Genomic DNA, 15,198 nt, shown 5'->3' on the forward strand with positions numbered 1-15,198 from the left:
ATAATTTTTTACCATTGTCAGATCGACCCTGATGAACTTCACGCTATTAATACCATCTCAGTATCACGACTACCAAGCAAAGCGACTATTTTGGTTGCCACAATAATTTTAAGAGATCCTGAAAAATGAAAAAATCGAGTTTATTCCTCAGCGCATTAGCGTTAAGTATCGGTATGGCAATGGCCCCGGTTTCTTCTGCACTGGCTGCTGAAACAGCGTCTTCGTCCGCCAGCTCTACACAGCTGCCAAGCCTGGCGCCGATGCTTGAGAAAGTGATGCCATCCGTGGTGAGTGTTAACGTGGAAGGCAGTGCGCCGGTAAAAACACCGCGCATGGGCCAGCAGTTCCAGCAGTTCTTTGGTCAGAACTCGCCGCTGTGCCAGGACGGTTCTCCGTTCCAGGGCTCACCGGTTTGTCAGGGCGGCGGCCAGGGACCGGATGGTCAGCCAGCACCTGAGCAGAAAGAAGATTTCCGCGCGCTGGGTTCCGGCGTCATCATTGATGCCGATAAAGGTTATGTGGTTACCAACAATCATGTAGTTGATAACGCGACAAAAATCAGCGTTCAGCTGAACGATGGCCGTAAATTCGACGCGAAAGTGATCGGTAAAGATCCGCGTTCAGACATCGCGGTTATCCAGCTGCAAAACGCGAAAAACCTGACAGCCATTAAAATGGCCGATTCCGAGCAACTGCGCGTCGGTGATTACACCGTGGCTATCGGTAACCCGTATGGTCTGGGCGAAACCGTGACTTCCGGTATCGTTTCTGCACTGGGACGTTCCGGCCTGAATATTGAAAACTACGAAAACTTCATCCAGACGGATGCGGCGATCAACCGCGGTAACTCCGGCGGTGCGCTGGTGAACCTGAACGGTGAGCTGATCGGTCTGAATACCGCGATCCTGGCTCCGGACGGCGGCAACATTGGTATCGGTTTTGCGATCCCAAGTAACATGGTGAAAAACCTGTCCAAACAGATGATTGAGTTCGGTCAGGTGAAACGTGGCGAACTGGGCATCATGGGTACCGAGCTGAACTCTGAACTGGCGAAAGCCATGAAAGTCGACGCACAGCGCGGCGCATTCATCAGCCAGGTCATGCCGAAATCTGCGGCAGAGAAAGCGGGCATCAAAGCCGGTGACGTGATCCTGAGCATGAACGGCAAGCCAATCAGCAGCTTCGCCTCGTTCCGTGCTGATATCGGCACCATGCCAATTGGTACAAAAGTCACGCTGGGTCTGCTGCGCGAAGGCAAACCGATGAACGTGGATGTCACCATTGAACAAAGCACGCAGACGCCTAAAGTCGAATCCGGCAACATTTACACCGGCATCGAAGGTGCTGAACTCAGCAACGGTTCAGCAGGTGATCAGAAAGGCGTGAAAGTCGATGAAGTGAAAGCCGGTTCTACCGCAGCACGCATCGGCCTGAAAAAAGGCGACGTGATCCTGGGTGTTAACCAGCAGAAAGTCACCAATCTGGGTGAACTGCGTAAAATTCTCGACACCAAACCAAATGTTCTGGCGCTGGACATTCAGCGTGGTGACACCTCGATTTACCTGCTGGCACAGTAATTCGTCAGCACGGCTCTTGTGTAAGGCACGCTCCGGCGTGCCTTTTTTTATGCCCGTATTTTATGCCAATGCTTTGTGTCAGTTGGGCATTTGCTTAAAAATGTGACTTTCGCCGCAACTTCAACAGGTGCTTCTGCTCTTTGGGCATTTGCATAATGTATGGCAGCAACGCGGTGGGTATGCTCTCTGAACAAAAAACAATAAGCCAAGGCAGGGGATCCATGTCGGCGTATCATCTCGATGCAAAGCTGGCGCAACAGATTGTTGCCCGCACCATGCAAATTATTGATAGTAATGTGAATGTCATGGATGGCCGCGGAAGAATAATCGGTAGTGGCGACGATCAGCGTCTTGGTGAATTGCACGAAGGCGCATTGCTGGCAATTTCACAGGAACGTATTGTCGATATTGATGAAGGCGTCGCCAGGCATTTGCACGGTGTGCGTCCGGGGATCAACCTGCCGTTGCGTATTGACGGGCAGATCGTCGGCGTGATCGGCCTGACCGGTAATCCTTCCCAGCTACGGCAATATGGCGAACTGGTGTGTATGACCGCCGAAATGATGCTCGAGCAGGCGCGTTTACTGCACATGCTGGCGCAGGACAGCCGTCTGCGTGAAGAACTGGTGCTCAATCTTATCCGCGTGGACGAGCTGTCTCCGGCGCTGATGGAATGGGCGCAGCGTCTGGGCATTGACCTGAACCGTCCGCGCGTGGCGGCCGTGGTTGAAGTTGACAGCGGACAGCTCGGCGTCGATTCCGCCATGGCCGAGCTGCAACAGCTGCAAACATTGCTCACCACGCCGGAGCGCGACAACCTGATCGCCATTGTTTCCCTCACCGAAATGGTGGTGCTGAAACCGGCTCTGAACAGCTACGATCGCTGGGATGCGGACGGACACCGCCAGCGTATCGATCACCTGCTTTCCCGCATGACGGAAACTGGCCGCCTGCGTGTACGCATATCGCTGGGCAACTTTTTCACCGGTCCCGGCAGCATTGCCCGTTCCTACCGGACCGCGCGCACCACCATGACTGTCGGCAAGCAGAGGATGCCCGAACAGCGCTGTTACTTCTATCAGGATTTGATCCTGCCCGTACTGCTCGACAGTTTGCGCGGTGGCTGGCAGGCCGACGAGCTGGTTCGTCCGCTGGCACGGCTAAAAGCAACGGACGGCAACGGATTACTGCGCCGCACGCTGACATCCTGGTTCCATAATAATGTGCAGCCGACTGCCACCTCCAAAGCGTTATATATCCATCGCAATACGCTGGAATATCGGCTTAACCGTATCTCGGAATTAACCGGTCTGGATCTGGGTAATTTCGACGATCGTTTATTGCTGTATGTCGCGCTGCAATTAGATAACGATCAGTTGTGACAGCCATCACAGCTGTTTCATTTTTTGTGAAACAACTCGCACCGCGCTGGGCATTTGCCTCAGGATAAATGCAAAGCGCGGTTCAAGCCTGTTGTATTGCCCAATGAGTAAAAGGAATGTTGTTCATATACTGGCTGCGTTCCTTCCTCTCTGAACCCTACAGTTCTGTGACTGGAATGACTTTTATCTCTGTTTAGAGGCGTTGTCATTAATTCCGGAGAACACCATGGAAACTACCGTTTCAGCAGCCAGTGCCGTCAAAAAAAGAACTAACGCGCGCTACTGGATAGTGGTGATGTTATTTATTGTCACCTCATTTAATTATGGCGACCGTGCCACGTTATCCATTGCCGGTTCGGCGATGGCCAAAGATATCGGGCTGGATTCTGTCGGGATGGGCTATATTTTCTCGGCATTTTCATGGGCCTATGTTATCGGACAAATACCCGGCGGCTGGTTGCTGGATAAATTCGGCTCCAAAAAAGTTTATTTCTACAGTATTTTTATCTGGTCTCTGTTTACCCTGCTGCAGGGCTTCGTCGATATATTCAGCGGCTTTGGCATTGTGGTTTCTCTCTTCGCATTACGCTTCCTGGTCGGGCTGGCAGAAGCACCTTCTTTCCCCGGCAACAGCCGGATCGTCGCCGCGTGGTTCCCGGCTCAGGAACGCGGAACCGCCGTCTCCATTTTTAACTCTGCGCAGTATTTTGCGACCGTGATTTTCGCCCCGATCATGGGCTGGCTGACCCACGAAGTGGGCTGGTCACACGTCTTCTTCTTCATGGGCGGACTCGGGATCATCCTGAGTTTCATCTGGCTAAAAGTGATCCACGATCCGAAAGATCATCCGGGAGTGAATCAGGCCGAGCTTGATTACATGGAAGCCGGTGGCGCGCTGATCAATATGGATCAGAAGACCACCAGTAAAGCGGCTGTTAAAGGTGAAAAAGCCTTCCAGCTTAAGCAATTACTGAAATCCCGCATGATGATTGGCATCTACATCGGCCAGTATTGCATCAATGCGCTGACCTACTTCTTCATCACCTGGTTCCCGGTGTATCTGGTACAGGCGCGCGGCATGTCGATCCTCAAAGCGGGCATGGTGGCCTCGGTGCCTGCGATTTGCGGATTCCTCGGCGGCGTACTGGGCGGGATCATTTCTGACTGGCTGATGCGCAGAACCAACAACCTTACGCTGTCCCGCAAAGCGCCGATCGTGGTCGGCATGCTGCTGTCGATGTCGATGATTTTCTGCAACTACGTCGATACCGAATGGATGGTAGTCGGCATTATGGCCTTCGCCTTCTTCGGCAAAGGGCTGGGCGCATTGGGCTGGGCTGTGATGGCCGACACCGCACCGAAAGAGATCAGCGGGCTGAGCGGCGGCTTGTTCAATATGTTCGGTAACGTCTCCGGCATCATCACCCCGATTGCCATCGGCTACATTATTGGCAGCACAGGGTCATTCAACGGTGCGCTGATTTATGTCGGGATCCACGCGTTGCTGGCGGTTGTCAGCTATGTGTTTATCGTCGGAAAAATCGAACGTATTCAGTTACGTGCCTTCTGAGTCAAAGGAAACCATGATGAATACACAATCCTCACCGGTTATCACTGACATGCAGGTTATTCCGGTGGCAGGCCACGACAGCATGCTGATGAATATTGGCGGCGCGCATGGCGCTTACTTCACCCGCAATATCGTGATCCTCAAAGACAGCGCCGGGAATACCGGCGTGGGTGAAGCGCCGGGCGGAGAAGTCATTTACAACACGCTGGTGGAAGCCATTCCTCAGGTGCAAGGCCAGGAAGTGGCGCGCATGAACCGGCTGGTGCATCAGATCCATGTCGGCAATCAGTCGTCGGATTTTGATTCCTTTGGCAAAGGCGCATGGACCTTTGAACTGCGGGTTAACGCGGTCGCCGCGCTGGAAGCCGCGTTGCTGGATCTGATGGGTAAATTCCTCGGCGTGCCGGTGTGTGAACTGCTCGGGCCGGGCAAACAGCGTGATGAAGTGACGGTGCTCGGTTACCTGTTCTACATCGGTGACCGGAACAAAACCGATCTGGCGTATCAGGAAGGCGCGCGAGGCGTTCACGACTGGTATCACCTGCGCCATCAGGAAGCGATGAACAGCGAGGCCGTGGTACGACTGGCGGAAGCCGCGCAGGACCGCTACGGTTTTAAAGATTTCAAACTCAAAGGTGGCGTGCTGCCGGGGGAGCAGGAGATCGACGCGGTTAAAGCGCTGGCAAAACGTTTCCCGGATGCACGAATTACCGTCGACCCGAACGGCGCGTGGCTGCTGGATGAGGCGATCGATCTGTGCAAAGACCTGCACGGGATCCTCAGTTATGCCGAAGATCCGTGCGGCGCAGAGCAGGGTTTTTCAGGCCGTGAAGTGATGGCTGAATTCCGCCGTGCGACAGGCTTGCCCGTTGCGACCAACATGATCGCCACCAACTGGCGCGAGATGCAGCACGCGGTCATGTTGCAGTCGGTGGATATTCCGCTGGCGGATCCGCATTTCTGGACTATGCACGGCGCGGTGCGCGTGGCGCAACTTTGTGACGAATGGGGCCTGACGTGGGGCTGCCATTCGAATAATCATTTCGATATTTCGCTGGCGATGTTTACCCATGTTGGCGCGGCCGTACCGGGCAAACCGACGGCCATTGATACGCACTGGATCTGGCAGGAAGGCAATCAGCGCCTGACCAAAGAGCCGCTGCAAATTGTGAACGGAAAAATCAAAGTACCTGAAAAGCCGGGACTGGGTGTGGAGATCGACATGGATCAGATCCGTCGCGCGCATGAACTGCATAAAAAACTGCCGTCCGGGGCGCGCAATGATGCCATTGCGATGCAGTACCTGATCCCCGGCTGGACATTCGATCGTAAGCGCCCGGCAATGGGCCGCTGATTACGGAATCTGAATCAATAAGGAGTGAGTATGAGTGCTTCATCTACACCAAAAATTGTTTCCATGCAGGTGATCCCGGTTGCCGGACACGACAGCATGTTGCTCAATCTCAGCGGTGCGCACGCGCCATTTTTCACCCGTAACATTCTGATCCTCAAAGACAGCAGCGGCAATACCGGCGTCGGCGAAGTACCGGGTGGCGAGAAGATCCGCCAGACGCTGGATGATTCCTCACTGCTGGTGATCGGCAAAACGCTGGGCGAATACAAGAACGTGATGACCGCTGTGCGGGAGAAATTCGCCGATCGCGATGCTTCAGGTCGCGGATTACAGACGTTTGATTTGCGTACTACTATCCACGTAGTGACTGCTATTGAAGCCGCTATGCTGGACTTGCTCGGCAAGCACCTTGGCGTGACCGTCGCATCCTTGCTGGGTGACGGACAGCAGCGCGATGAAGTCGAAATGCTCGGTTATCTGTTCTACGTTGGCGACCGCAATAAGACCTCGCTGGGCTATCAGAGCCAGCCGGGTGACAGTTGCGACTGGTACCGTTTGCGCCACGAAGAAGCGCTGACACCGGCGGCGGTGGTACGTCTGGCCGAAGCCGCGTATGAGAAATACGGCTTTAATGATTTCAAACTCAAAGGCGGTGTGCTGGCGGGCAGCGAAGAAGCTGAAGCCGTGACGGCGCTGGCGCAGCAATTCCCGCAGGCGCGCATCACGCTTGATCCCAACGGGGCCTGGTCGCTGAATGAAGCCATTGCGCTGGGTAAACAACTGCGCGGCGTGCTGGCCTATGCGGAAGATCCGTGCGGGGCAGAGCAGGGGTTCTCCGGGCGTGAAGTGATGGCGGAGTTCCGTCAGGCGACCGGTTTGCCGACAGCCACCAATATGATCGCCACGGACTGGCGTCAGATGGGACATACCATTCAGCTGAAATCGGTGGATATTCCGCTGGCGGATCCGCATTTCTGGACCATGCAGGGTTCCGTGCGTGTGGCGCAGATGTGCCACGAATGGGGCCTGACCTGGGGCTCGCACTCCAATAACCACTTTGATATCTCGCTGGCAATGTTCACGCAGGTTGCGGCTGCGGCACCGGGTAAAATCACGGCTATCGACACGCACTGGATCTGGCAGGAAGGCAATCAGCGCCTGACCAAAGAACCGTTGCAGATCAAAGGCGGTAAAGTTCGCGTGCCGGAACAGCCGGGGCTGGGCGTTGAGCTGGATATGGATCAGGTGATGAAAGCGCACGAGCTTTACAAAGGTATGGGTCTCGGCGCACGCGACGATGCGCAGGGCATGCAGTTCCTGGTGCCGGACTGGAAGTTTGATCCAAAAAGGCCGTGTCTGGTGCGTTAAGCGGCTGGAAACCGTTTGCTTTAATTCGGGTGGAGAATATCTCCAGATATTCTCCACTATTATCAGGGATCATATAACCTCACAACCGAGAGACGACTTCCCCTTATTATTTCATTTTTCCTCAAGCCCCAAACCTGGATTACATTTCATATGATCCCATCCCTGATAATTTTTTACCTCGGGTACTTTTTGCGGGAAATTATCCCAGTTTGAATGTAATTCCATTGTCGAACCTTTCAAAACCTCTTTCGACAGGAATTCCATTCCCCACGCCCGCCCCGGCGATTGTGGCCTGATGGTGCCGCGTTCACCCTCGACGAAATAATCTATCCCTGGTCCGCCTGGAAGAATGCGCGGATCATCAAATGGCGCTGAACTCACGAATAAACGCCCGTCTTTTGCCAGCATATATCCGCGATTATTAACGACAGTGAATGAAATTACTTCTTTTCGGTTTGGTCTGCCATCACTTATTGGTGCAACCTGCCATGTTTGCCCATAGTCTTTTGATACTGTAAAACCTCCAACCTCCCAAGATGGGATCGCGATATATTTATCAGATGGGTGAATAAATTTACTACCAAAAGCCTGATAAAATTGGCTATAAAGTTCTGATTTTATTCCGCGTTTTGTATCGACATAATTTAAAGCCCCCTGGCAATAATAACCCACTAATTCCAGATAGCGATGATCGTCAAAACGGTAAATGATTTGCGCCGGTTTTTCGCTGGTACGCCCATAACATCCGGCAACCAGTAAAAGCGCCGCCAGACCGGCAGCAATACGTGGGTGTGTTTTCATGTTCTTTTTAATTCCTTTGCAGTCAGCGTGGGGGGCATCGGCCACTGGTAAACAGGGATTTCCTGATTATGTATTGCAGGATATCGAGTCGCATGAATACGGGTGCGCGGCCCGTAATCATTAACTACCTCAAATTCTCCCTTCGGCAAAAATTCGTCGGGTTTGTTCATAAATTTTTTAATTAAATCTTTGTTTAATTTTCCGCTGCGGTAATATTCTGCGGCATTATCGTTAGGGTTATATTCCCGCCGCCAGTCTGCACGGTGCAACAAACCCCGCCAGAATTCTCCGTCTTCAATAACGTGAGATTTACACTGACCGATAGCCAGATCGTAAGCCATTGTCATAGCTGGCGCTTTATCACTCATGACAATAGAGGAATGCTGACTTAATACCGTGGATTGTGCCTTGTCGATTTCTTTTTTGATTTCTTCCGGTGTTTTTGTCCGATGGTATGAAAAATATTTTTCCCCGTTAACATCAATGATCGCTGCATTTTCTATAACGGCTTGCCCTGCCGGATATAAATAGCCGCTCAGAATACGGCATTCATTCATTGTTAAAGAGTGTCCCGCCTGCATCTGAACAAAAGGATCATAGGGGGGAACCTCCCGCCGTTCTGATATTGTGGTTTGACTGGCAAGATTGGCGCTGGCGATCTCAATATCCGGCCCGCTCATTTTTGAACGGTATTTTTCGCCCCCCTGGTGGCGTTGCCCCTGCAATTCAAAAATAAATGGCTCCGGCAGTTCTTCTCCCGTCACCGTCACATCATTAAACGAGTATGTAGCGTTTGCAAACCATTGCGCCGCGCCGGTATAAACGCCTTTACCCTGCGTTATGGGCTCCGCAAACCGGTACGGGCCGGACGCTTTCACGCCCACTAATTCATTCTGCGCGAATACCCGCTGGCGCAGATTAGGGATGGTGTTGGCTATCTTGTCGGGGACGCCACGCCAGCCGAAACCCTGTATCGGTTCAAGGGATACGGTCTGATCATTCGGGCAAAAGTAGTTATAGACTTTGCCGAAATTATTACGCCGGTGGCGCGGATCCTGATACCACGGCCCGGCCTTTTTAATGCAAATCGTATCGTAAAGCTTTTGGGTATCCGCTTCGCTGTGCAGGCCATCGCCGCCGTCCTGATACCTTGCGTTTGTGCGCATGAGTGCGCAGAAGTTTTTAAATGTTTTTTCGCGGGCGGCGGTGGTTTGCTGATTACCCGGCAAGCCCATTTCCATGCTCCGGTTTTCAAGCGAATAGGGCGAATGATTGAAGATCACGCAGTCCGCCGGATCCTCCCCCGCTGCTTTAACCATCATATTGGCTAACATGGTGATGATTGTTCCCTGACTGTGGGCGACGATATTGATCACATCTTTTGCAGTTGTGGGGCTTTTTCTGCGAATTGTTAAAATCAGATCGGCCAGCCGGTGCGCGGCAAATGCCTGATAAATCCGGTGCGGATTATCATAGATGGGGTGTGTGCGGTCTGGCGCGTTGTTCTGGCTCATGGCTTTGGGAATACCCATCATCGCCCCGTTCGCGCCTGGTCCGAACATATCCGGGATATTGGTTGTGGCGTTGGCAAAGGTGCCGCCGCCTTTGGCAAAGTTCGGGTCTAACACGTTGGCGTAATTATCAATGTTTTTTCTGTCATGCCTTTTTATTATCCATTCGTCATATTCCTGAAAAGCGTCATACGGCAGCGGCGTTTCAGGGCTGCGGTAAGTCTTTTGCATTTGCTTTATATAGTCTTCCTGATCGGCCATATAGGTTGCGTGGTCTACCGGTTTGTAGCCCCAGTAAAACGGAATAACGGGGGAGGCCACATCCGATAATACTTCCTGCTGTTTGTTATCGGTGTCAGTACATGTCTGCTGCTTTCCGTCTGCGTCCCTGATTTGGAATTCTTTCTCTGACCATTCGTGACACGTCAGATCATTGCGGCCTAATCGCTGATTCAGCCCCGCGATAATGCCTTTTTCCTGATTCTGATAGGCTTCTCCCACATCGTTAACGCCGTGAACCAAAATCACAATGCAGGGCATGGGGCGCGGAACCGCACATTTAGTCACGTACATCGACGGCCCCGCATCCGTGGGCACGCCAATGCAGCCGGTCGCCAGCCAGACCGGCGGGCGCGGTGGTCTCTTTTTTTCTGTGCTGTCTGTCATGATGATTTCCTTATTCTTTTTTGTCGTGAATGAGTTTTAATAAACGTAGCGACCATCCTGTTATTCATCAAGATTATTAAATGATCCTGTATTATTTAATTAAGTAATTCCCATGGTAATGAGAAAGTAGTCAGTACGCCTTATTTGAATGGCTATTTTAATAAATATGAATTATTGAAATAAATAACGAGTGGTTGAGGTTTTAATCTGACGAAAGATGAACTTATCATTGATTCATAATAAAAGCACATTAATGTATGCGAAATTTCAGCGAGGATTAATTTTATTTAAATATTGATACTACGTAACCTGGATATTATTAAGGATAAAAAAACCTCTCATATGAGAGGCTTTTTACGTTCTGACGGGAAATCAGCCCCGTGCGTGCGCCGCTGCCTTTTCAATCAGCTCATCAGACGGGCGTTTGCCGGTGTACAGCACAAACTGCTCGACGGCTTGTAATGCGGCGACTTCCTCACCGGTAATGATTTTTTTACCCTGTTCGCGACCATAGCGGATGAGCGGTGTTCCACCCGGCGCGACGACCACGTCGAAAACGGTGCTGGCGCGGTCGATGACCTGCTTTTCAAACGCCAGAGAATCTGCTTCTGCGGCGCCGGGCATACCGATTGGCGTGACGTTCACCACCATATCCACCGGTAAATCATCCACTTCGGCTTTCCATTCATAGCCATATTCTTCTGCCAGCGCACGACCATTGGCTTCGTTGCGGGCAATGATATAGCCCTTTTTGAATCCGGCATCACGGATGGCCGCGACCACCGCTTTGCCCATACCGCCGCTGCCGCGCAGGGCAAAAACGGCGTCGCGTGGTACCTGATAGCTGTCGAGCAATTTGGCGACCGCAATATAGTCGGTGTTGTACGCGCGCAGGAAGCCGTCGTCATTGACGATGGTATTCACGGACTGAATGGCGGTGGCGGAAGGATCCAGTTCATCGAGGAAAGGGATGCAGGCTTCCTTGAACGGCATCGACACGGCACAGCCACGAATGCCCAGTGCGCGGACGCCTTTCACCGCGGCTTCGATATCTTTGGTAGAGAAAGCTTTGTAGACAAAATTCAGGTCTAACGCCTGATAGAGGTAATTATGAAAACGCGTGCCGAAATTTCCCGGACGACCGGAAAGGGACATACACAACTGCGTGTCTTTATTGATTTCCCGACTCATTTCGTTCTCCTTTCAGATATTCTTTATGACCTTGCGGCCTGTCAGAGCACCTTAGCTGAAACGATACGCCCCGACAATAATCCTGTTCCGGGACGGTCAGAGGTGGAAGCTTAATCGTGTGTGATCACGTGAAAACCTTCTTCCGGTTCCGGTGCGACAAAGTGACGGGATATCAGCTCAAACTGCTCATCGGTGACGCTAAACTGATGTGTTCCGGCCTGGTTCCGCGCCCGCAGCCGGGCTTTACACACTTCTTCCGGTACGTTCAGATAATGCAGCTGATGGTCTGCGCCCGATCCCGTGATAAGACTCATCATCCACTGACGGTTCGACACCGTATTAGCCGGAAAATCCAGCACGACCGAGACACCGGCCCTGAGCAGTGAAATCACATGCGGGGCAATGGCTTGTCTGAGTCTGGCCGAGCAGCGGACATAATCCGCCACAGAGTGCATCTCATCCTGATAAAGATGAGCAAGCCACGGGTCTTCATTAAGCACGACGGTGCAAGGCGCGCTGGCCAGATGTTGGGACAGGGTGGATTTTCCCGAGGCTATTTTCCCGCATAGAATATGCAGAACTGCCGGGCGCGGTTGCGTGACATTCTCGGGGCTGGCTGTGGAATTCATTTATCTCTCCGGTTCAGGCGGTATCTGAGTCATTAAAACATCGCATTAATTTCTGAATATGGCGCGGCATTTTCCAGCATAGGCGTCATTTCGTCGTGTTGCAGGAACCCGCTGACTAACTGCGCGTTGTGCGCCCATAACGTTTGCGGCAACCAGGAACCGGCGCTCAGGCGGCGTACGCCAATGCCTGCAAGCTCGCTGACCGGCGGCAGTCCCGGCCAGACTGCCACATTGAGCAGCAGATCCGTGCTGTCAGCAATGGCGCGTATTTCTTCTGCCTCCGCCAGCCCGATGACAAAAATGCCGTCGGCTCCGGCGTCGCGGTAAGCCTGAGCCCGCGTGATGACCTCCGCTGCTTTTTCGCCAGCAGGCACCAAATTGCGTGCGTAAACGTCGGTGCGCACGTTGATATAAAGATCTACACCGCAGCGGGCGCTGGCGGTTCTGATGGCTTCAATTTTCCGGCACAACACATGCGGATCGCCTGCGCCGTCCTCAATATTGATACCCACCACGCCCGTATCCATAAATCGTGAGACGGTTAGCGCCACCGTCGCCGGAATATCGCTGTAACCGCCTTCGATATCCGCAGACAACGGCACTGAAATCACCCGAGAAATCGATGCCGCGCGTGCGACATATTCCTCAACGGGCAACAGGTTGCCATCTCGATAGCCCAGTGACCAGGCGACGCCCGCGCTGGTGGTGGCAATGGCTGTCGCCCCCAGACTTTCAATCAGGCGCGCGCTGCCTGCGTCCCAGGCATTGGGTAATTTCAGCGGAGTTTGTTGCAGATGCAGTTCACGAAATAAGGTGGCAGATGGCGTTTTCATGGAAGGGTTCCTCAAAAAAGAATCATTCTAATCATGCTTAATTTTCCTGATAATAGCCGGAAATAACATTCATTCATTCGCTGAGAGCAATAATGAACGCGCCGTCCCTGCATCTGGTACAAACCTTTGTCGCGGTGGTTGAACATCATAGTTTTGTCCGTGCCGCCAGCGCGCTGGGCATTACTCCTTCTTCTGTCAGTCGTTTTATTAAAATGCTGGAACAGGAACTGAGCACCACGCTGCTGAACCGCACCACGCGGGCGATGTCGCTGACGGAAACCGGCAAACGCTATTACGCCGAATGCCATCAGGCGCTGTTGCAGCTCAATAATGCTGCCGGAATGGTGCGTGATGAACAGACGCTGCCTTATGGCGTGCTGGTCGTGAGCGCGCCGGTGGCGTTCGGTCATACCCATATCGTGCCTTATCTGAGCGAGTTTCTGGCGACCTGTCCACAGGTGCAACTGGATCTGCGTCTGACCGATGACTACGTTGATCTGGTGTCAGAAGGCATCATGCTGGCGTTCCGGATTGGTCGCCTGAAGGATTCTTCTCTGATTGCACACAAGATGCTGGATAACCGGCGGATCCTGGTGGCGGCTCCGGCTTATCTGAAAAAACGCGGCACGCCGTTGAGCGCGGAAGATCTCCACGAGCATGAGTGCATTGTCTCTTCCGCCAGTCAGGATGGTGTGCTCTGGCGGCTATTTTTGAATGCTGAAGGATCGAATGCCAGAGAGTCGAATGGAGAAGAGCGAATACTGGCGCCAAAAGGATCGGTCAAAGTGGATAACGCCGATGCCGCGCGTCGGCTGTGTATTGATGGTCAAGGTATCGCGTTTCATTCCGCGGTCACCATGGCGGCGGCGATTGCCGCAGGGGATTTAGTGCAGGTATTGCCACAATGGACAGGGCGGGAAACCGGTGTTTATTGTGTGCGACCCAACCGGCGTACCGGTCCGGCGGCGAAGGCGCTGCTCGACTTTTTGGCCGCGCGCTGGCAGCGTCCATGACTGTCTGGCCACATCCGTTATACTTAACCGATACGCATGAACGGAGGCGCTTATGAATTTGGATCTTTTCGATCACCCGGATTTTCACCCGAACTGGCGTGAAGACTTGTGTCCCGGCGCGGTAGTTTTACGCGGTGCTGCGCTGCAAGACGATGTGGCGTTGCTGGCGGAAATCGATCGTATTGCCGGACTGGTACCTTTTCAGTATCGCGCGACGCCCGGCGGTTATGCGATGTCGGTGGCGATGACCAACTGCGGGGATGTCGGCTGGGTGACAGATAAAGCCGGATACCGTTATCAGGCGACGTCGCCGGAAAGCCATCAGCAATGGCCGCCGATGCCGGAACTGTTTCGCGCTATGGCGGTGAAAGCGGCAGAACAGGCGGGATTCCCGGGATTTGAGCCGGACGCCTGCCTCATCAACCGTTATCAGCCCGGTGCCAAAATGAGCCTGCATCAGGACAAAGACGAGCACGATTTCGGCCAGCCGATTGTTTCTGTCTCGCTGGGTTTACCGGCTGTTTTTCAGTTTGGCGGCATGGAGCGCAGCGATAAAACACAGCGTGTGCAGTTAACGCATGGCGATATTGTGGTGTGGGGCGGCCCGTCGCGGCTGCGTTATCATGGCGTGTTGCCGCTGAAAGCGGGCGAGCATCCGCTGACCGGATCCTACCGATTTAATCTGACGTTCCGAAAAGCGATATAAAGTGAGGGCATCGGGCAGTAAAGCACAGGACTTTATCCTCATTCTGCTTTACACTGCCGCCCTGCAAAAACTGACATGTTGAATAGATAATTACTTAGGCGGTAAGCGATGAACGGCGTAATCACAACCTGGTTTGAAGATAAAGGTTTCGGTTTTATCAAAGATGAAAACGGCGATAACCGTTATTTCCATGTGATTAAAGTTGCAAACCCTGAGCTGATTAAAAAAGATGCTGTAGTCACTTTCGAGCCGACCACCAATAACAAAGGTCTTTCCGCCTTTGCGGTGAAAGTCGAGCCGGAGAGCAAATACATCTTTATTGCCGGTGAGCGCATCAAAATCACCAGCATCAAGTCCTTCCTGGCGTTTAACGAAGAAGTACCGGCAGAGTCGAAGATCGACAAAGAAAACGCCGTGCTGTCCGTGGGCCTGCTGATGAACCGCATCCGCCCGCAGGAAGAAGAGAAGAAAGCAGAAACGCGCACCATGAAAAAGCTGCTGATCACCACCTTCCAGAACAGCACTTATGTGTTTACGGAAGATGAAATTGATGTGGATGCCACCGTCAAAACGCTGAAAGCACTTTAAGATTTTCTG

At 52.8% G+C, this 15,198-nt stretch carries 13 protein-coding genes; 8 read left to right on the top strand and 5 right to left on the bottom strand.

Annotated features, from left to right (window positions below; translation table 11 throughout):
* The first annotated feature begins 125 nt into the window (after positions 1 to 125).
* From degP to gudD, 5 genes are all read left to right on the top strand, one after another.
* Complete coding sequence (gene degP, locus EC840_RS08025; protein WP_113876396.1) at positions 126 to 1,577, top strand: serine endoprotease DegP; 1,452 nt, start codon at positions 126 to 128, stop codon at positions 1,575 to 1,577.
* A gap of 221 nt (positions 1,578 to 1,798) precedes the next feature.
* The gene (locus tag EC840_RS08030) at positions 1,799 to 2,959 is read left to right on the top strand and encodes a CdaR family transcriptional regulator (RefSeq protein WP_112287823.1); all 1,161 of its coding nucleotides are present in this window, start codon (positions 1,799 to 1,801) and stop codon (positions 2,957 to 2,959) included.
* 226 nt (positions 2,960 to 3,185) lie between these two features.
* Positions 3,186 to 4,529 carry an MFS transporter gene (locus tag EC840_RS08035; RefSeq protein WP_112287824.1) on the top strand — a complete coding sequence of 448 codons (1,344 nt, stop codon included), beginning with the start codon at positions 3,186 to 3,188 and terminating at the stop codon, positions 4,527 to 4,529.
* 13 nt (positions 4,530 to 4,542) lie between these two features.
* A complete protein-coding gene (locus EC840_RS08040) occupies positions 4,543 to 5,883 on the top strand; it encodes an enolase C-terminal domain-like protein (RefSeq protein WP_207914747.1) in 1,341 nt (446 codons plus the stop codon).
* A 30-nt stretch (positions 5,884 to 5,913) separates the two neighbouring features.
* Complete coding sequence (gene gudD, locus EC840_RS08045) at positions 5,914 to 7,251, top strand: glucarate dehydratase (protein ID WP_113876399.1); 1,338 nt, start codon at positions 5,914 to 5,916, stop codon at positions 7,249 to 7,251.
* A 111-nt stretch (positions 7,252 to 7,362) separates the two neighbouring features.
* On the opposite strand, the gene EC840_RS08050 is transcribed toward gudD, so the two are convergent.
* From EC840_RS08050 to EC840_RS08070, 5 genes are all read right to left on the bottom strand, one after another.
* On the bottom strand, positions 7,363 to 8,052 hold the full coding sequence (locus tag EC840_RS08050; RefSeq protein ID WP_113876400.1) for a hypothetical protein: 690 nt from the start codon (positions 8,050 to 8,052) through the stop codon (positions 7,363 to 7,365).
* Positions 8,049 to 10,229: a DUF3274 domain-containing protein gene (locus EC840_RS08055; RefSeq protein ID WP_132964898.1), complete on the bottom strand. Its 2,181-nt coding sequence runs from the start codon at positions 10,227 to 10,229 to the stop codon at positions 8,049 to 8,051. Before EC840_RS08055 ends, EC840_RS08050 begins: the two co-directional genes overlap by 4 nt.
* A 372-nt stretch (positions 10,230 to 10,601) precedes the next feature.
* Positions 10,602 to 11,420: a shikimate 5-dehydrogenase gene (locus EC840_RS08060; protein ID WP_112287768.1), complete on the bottom strand. Its 819-nt coding sequence runs from the start codon at positions 11,418 to 11,420 to the stop codon at positions 10,602 to 10,604.
* A 110-nt stretch (positions 11,421 to 11,530) separates the two neighbouring features.
* Positions 11,531 to 12,049: an ATP-binding protein gene (locus tag EC840_RS08065; protein ID WP_132964899.1), complete on the bottom strand. Its 519-nt coding sequence runs from the start codon at positions 12,047 to 12,049 to the stop codon at positions 11,531 to 11,533.
* Positions 12,050 to 12,081: 32 nt separating this feature from the next.
* Positions 12,082 to 12,882 carry an isocitrate lyase/phosphoenolpyruvate mutase family protein gene (locus EC840_RS08070; RefSeq protein ID WP_132964901.1) on the bottom strand — a complete coding sequence of 267 codons (801 nt, stop codon included), beginning with the start codon at positions 12,880 to 12,882 and terminating at the stop codon, positions 12,082 to 12,084.
* Between the two features lie 92 nt (positions 12,883 to 12,974).
* Between EC840_RS08070 and EC840_RS08075 the strand changes: the two genes are divergently transcribed.
* The 3 genes from EC840_RS08075 to EC840_RS08085 all read left to right on the top strand — a co-directional run bounded on the left by EC840_RS08075 (position 12,975) and on the right by EC840_RS08085 (position 15,189).
* The gene (locus tag EC840_RS08075) at positions 12,975 to 13,895 is read left to right on the top strand and encodes a LysR family transcriptional regulator (RefSeq protein WP_112287771.1); all 921 of its coding nucleotides are present in this window, start codon (positions 12,975 to 12,977) and stop codon (positions 13,893 to 13,895) included.
* A gap of 52 nt (positions 13,896 to 13,947) precedes the next feature.
* A complete protein-coding gene (gene alkB, locus EC840_RS08080) occupies positions 13,948 to 14,601 on the top strand; it encodes a DNA oxidative demethylase AlkB (protein ID WP_112287772.1) in 654 nt (217 codons plus the stop codon).
* A 108-nt stretch (positions 14,602 to 14,709) separates the two neighbouring features.
* Positions 14,710 to 15,189: a cold shock domain-containing protein gene (locus EC840_RS08085; protein WP_113878123.1), complete on the top strand. Its 480-nt coding sequence runs from the start codon at positions 14,710 to 14,712 to the stop codon at positions 15,187 to 15,189.
* Positions 15,190 to 15,198: the final 9 nt, after the last annotated feature.

This window comes from Rahnella sp. JUb53, assembly GCF_004346065.1.
GTDB lineage: Bacteria > Pseudomonadota > Gammaproteobacteria > Enterobacterales > Enterobacteriaceae > Rahnella > Rahnella variigena.